At 68.2% G+C, this 3,832-nt stretch carries 4 protein-coding genes and 1 pseudogene; 2 read left to right on the forward strand and 3 right to left on the reverse strand.

Annotated elements, in window-relative coordinates; genetic code table 11:
* Both RT567_RS14635 and RT567_RS14640 read left to right on the forward strand, forming a co-directional pair.
* Positions 1-970, forward strand: a 970-nt coding sequence (locus tag RT567_RS14635) for an MFS transporter (protein ID WP_313576990.1), incomplete at its 5' end; no start/stop codon positions are given.
* 154 nt (positions 971-1,124) lie between these two features.
* Positions 1,125-2,402 (forward strand): D-amino acid dehydrogenase, encoded by a 1,278-nt coding sequence (locus RT567_RS14640; protein ID WP_409516182.1) that lies wholly within the window; start codon positions 1,125-1,127, stop codon positions 2,400-2,402.
* Positions 2,403-2,580: 178 nt separating this feature from the next.
* On the opposite strand, the gene RT567_RS14645 is transcribed toward RT567_RS14640, so the two are convergent.
* The 3 genes and pseudogenes from RT567_RS14645 to RT567_RS14655 form a co-directional block, all read right to left on the reverse strand.
* Complete coding sequence (locus RT567_RS14645; protein WP_313576992.1) at positions 2,581-2,985, reverse strand: chemotaxis protein CheE; 405 nt, start codon at positions 2,983-2,985, stop codon at positions 2,581-2,583.
* A 44-nt stretch (positions 2,986-3,029) separates the two neighbouring features.
* Positions 3,030-3,617, reverse strand: a complete 588-nt coding sequence (locus RT567_RS14650) for a response regulator (protein WP_292058585.1) — start codon at positions 3,615-3,617, stop codon at positions 3,030-3,032.
* Between the two features lie 3 nt (positions 3,618-3,620).
* A pseudogene (locus RT567_RS14655) lies at positions 3,621-3,832 on the reverse strand (hypothetical protein); the annotation flags it as partial.

The raw sequence follows: 3,832 nt of genomic DNA on the forward strand, positions 1-3,832 counted from the left end.
GCTGCTGCGCGCTTTGGTGTTCGGCGTCGGCGCCAGCGCGGTCCAGGCCCTGATGCCCGTCGTCGCGCGAGAAGGCGGCGGCGGCCCCCTGGCGTTCGGTCTGCTGCTGGGGTCGTTCGGCATCGGCGCGGTCGGCGGGGCGCTGTTCGTCGGGCGTCTGCGCGCGAAATACGAGACCGAGACCATCGTCCGCGTCGCCGCCCTGGCCTTTGCGGCGGCGGCCCTGGGCCTGGCCTACATCCCCTGGCTGGCCGTCACCCTGCCGGCGCTGATGCTGGCGGGGGCGGGCTGGGTGCTGGTGTTGTCCAGCTTCAACGTCACGGTGCAGATGTCGGTGCCGCGCTGGGTCGTGGCGCGGGCTTTGGCGCTGTATCAGATGGCGGCCTTCGGCGGCATGGCGGGGGGCAGCTGGCTGTGGGGCAGCCTGGCCCAAACCTATGGCGTCGACGTCGCCCTGGGGGTTTCTGCGGGGGTGCTATTTTTGTGCGTGCTGATCGGCCTGAAAGTGCCCCTGCCCTCGACGGCCAATCTGAACATGGACCTGCTGCGCCGCTGGACTGAGCCGCAGACCGCCCTGGCCATCGAACCGCGCAGCGGTCCCGTGGTCGTCACCATCGCCTATCGCATCCGCGAGGAGGATATCGACGCCTTCCTGGCCCTGATGGACGAGCGGCGTCGCATCCGCCGCCGCGACGGCGCCCGCCAGTGGCACCTGATGCGCGACCTGGCCGAGCCCCAGGTCTGGGTCGAGAAATACCAGACGCCGACCTGGCTGGACTACATCCGCCACAACCAGCGGATCACCCACGCCGACGCCTCGATCAACGAAGGCATCCGCGCCCTGCATCAGGGGCCGGACCGGCCGGTCGTCCATCGCATGATCGAGCGCACCACCGCGCCCCTGGCCGCCAATCTGCACGGCGATCGTCACTACGGCGAGCCGCTGACCGACCCGACCCGGTCGTCGTAGAGCAAGCTTGTCGCGCATGCCTGATATAGCGAGCAAATAATCAACCGTGATCGACTGAACACAGGCAGTCCTTATCAACCTTGTCGATATTGCGGCGCACACAAACTGCGGCTTGCGCGACGGGCGCAAAATCTGATCTAGGAGGCCCGCGCGTCTGGTTCGCGTAAGGTCAAGACCCATGAAGATCGCAATCCTCGGCGCCGGCGTCATCGGCGTGACCACCGCCCACTACCTAGCCCGCCAGGGGCATGAGGTCACCGTCATCGACCGCCAGAGCGGTCCGGCGCTGGAGACCAGCTTCGCCAATGCGGGCGAGATCTCGCCCGGCTATTCCTCGCCCTGGGCCGCGCCCGGCATTCCGGCCAAGGCAGTCAAGTGGCTGTTCATGCGCCACGCCCCGCTGATCCTGCACCCCCAGATCAACGCCCCCACCGTGCGCTGGCTGCTGGCCCTGCTGCGCAACTGCACCTCCAGCCGCTATGCGCTGAACAAGGCGCGCATGGTGCGCCTGGCCGACTACAGCCAGGTGGTGCAGACCGAGCTGAACGAAGAACTGGGCCTTGAGTACGACCACCGCACCCAGGGCACGCTGCAACTGTTCCGCACGCAGAAGCAGCTGGACGGCATCTACAAGGACACCGAGGTTCTGCGCGAAGGCGGCGTCCCGTTCGAGGTGCTGGACCAGGACGGCTGCATCCGCGCCGAGCCGGGCCTGAAGGCCACGCGCGACCTGTTCGTCGGCGGCCTGCGCCTGCCGCGCGACGAGACCGGCGACTGCTTCAAATTCACCAACGCCCTGGCCGACCATGCGACGACGCAGGGCGTGACCTTCCAGTACGGCACGACCATCCAGGGCCTGATCGCCGAAGGCGGCCGCGTCACCGGGGTCAAGACCGACAAGGGCGTGGTCACGGCCGACGCCTATGTGCTGGCGCTCGGGTCGTACTCGCCGCAGATGGTCAAGCCGTTGGGCATGACCCTGCCGGTCTATCCGGTGAAGGGCTATTCGATCACCGCCCCGATCATCGACGAGCCCGCCGCCCCCGTCTCGACCATCATGGACGAGAGCTACAAGGTGGCGATCACCCGCCTGGGCGACCGCATCCGCGTCGGCGGCATGGCCGAGATCTCGGGCTACAACAACGTCCTGCCGGAACAGCGCCGCAACACGCTGGAGCATTCGGTCGGCTCGCTGTTCCCCGGCGCGGGCGACCTGAAGGCGGCCAGCTACTGGTCCGGCCTGCGCCCGATGACGCCGGACGGCACCCCGGTCATCGGCAAGACCAAGCTGGACAACCTGTTCCTGAACACGGGTCACGGGACGTTGGGCTGGACGATGGCCTGCGGCTCGGCCCGCGTCATCGCCGACCTGATCAGCGGCCAGACGCCGGATATCGAAACCGCCGACCTGAGCATCGCCCGCTACGGCTGAATTGGCCCTTCTCCCCTTGTGGGAGAAGGTGGCTCGCGGAGCGAGACGGATGAGCGGTGTCGGCGCGACGCCCGATAATCCATGACCGAAAGCGGTCGCCGTGTTCGGATACTGAGGCGCTGACACCCCTCATCCGAGCGCCTCCGGCGCCCACCTTCTCCCTCAAGGGGAGAAGGAATTAGGCGCGCGTCTTCACCGCGACGGCTTTCAGCCCGGCCAGCAAATGGCCCGTGGCCGCGTTGCGTTCGCAGCCGGCCTTGAGGATCAGCCGCAGAGCCTGAACATGGACCTGAACCGGCGGCCAGTCCCAGGCGCCGGCCGCCGCCATGCGGTCCGCCACGTCCGCCAGGCTGTAGGCGGCGTCGAACAGCGGGCCGGTGTCGAAGAAACCCGCCAGATCCAGAATGCGCGACGCCAGTCGATAGACCTCGGCGGCCGGCGCCTCCGACCGCGCGGCGCACAGCCCCTCCAGCCCCGCGACGGCGGCCTCGATCTCGGCCATGACCTCAGCCTTGTGACGACCCAGGCGTTCATTGGCGCGGCGTTCGACATCCGCCAGGGTGCGGCCGCCCGGCTGAGCCATTTGCTGCGCCAGAGACGTCCGGATCTTCTGCGTCCTGACCTCGCTCACAGCGACACCCTCTGCGGTTTCAACAGCATGTCGATGTCGGCCTGATCCATGTTTTCTTCTACTGCGTGACCGACATGAGCCGACAGGTCGCCCTTGCGGCGCCCCGTCATTCCGACCGGCGGGCCGAAGTTGCGTACGCGCCGATCGGGGCCGACGTAGGTCTCGCACTCGACGAACTCGCGCTCATCGCCCGCCAGCCACAGGATGCGCTTCAGCAGCACCGCGGGCGTCAGGGGCTTGGCGACCACGAAGCTGACGCCGCAGTCACGCCCTTCCTGCACCTTGGCCTGTGAGGCGTGGCCGGTCACCAGGATGACGGGGGTGTAGCGCAGGGGCGCGGGCGTCTCGCGCCGCAGCCAGCGGGTGAAGGCGTAGCCGTCCATCTCCGGGTCGCCGCAATCGATGACGATCAGATCGACCGGGCGCTGCTGCAGGATCTTCACCGCCTCGACGGCCGAGGGGCATTTGATCTGCTCCTTGACGCCGAAGCCCTGAAAGATCGAGCCCAGCATGTCGAGCGCCTGCGGCGCATCGTCCACCAGAAGGACCGTCGATTGCTCCAGATTGATGCGGTCCTCGGCCATGGCTCAGAACAGGTGCAACACGCCCGCCGTCGCGACGGGCTCGGTGTCGTCTGCGTCTGCGACAGGCGCGGCGCCGGGCCGGGCGCGGTGCGCCGTCTCCTGCATCCGCTCGGCCATCTCAGCCAGGGGCAGCGCCGCCAGGGCGGTGTCCATCGGCTGATCGTCGGCCACGGCCTGGGCCAGGCCTGACAGGGCCTCGATGCGCTGCGACAGGA

The sequence above is a fragment of the Brevundimonas sp. genome, assembly GCF_032107865.1.
Taxonomy (GTDB): domain Bacteria; phylum Pseudomonadota; class Alphaproteobacteria; order Caulobacterales; family Caulobacteraceae; genus Brevundimonas.

Bases quoted from the DNA above. Each gene is read 5' to 3' on its own strand.
- RT567_RS14645 (WP_313576992.1), bottom strand. From the start codon at position 2,985: ATGGCTCAGCCGGGCGGCCGCACCCTGGCGGATGTCGAACGCCGCGCC.
- RT567_RS14650 (WP_292058585.1), bottom strand. From the start codon at position 3,617: ATGGCCGAGGACCGCATCAATCTGGAGCAATCGACGGTCCTTCTGGTG.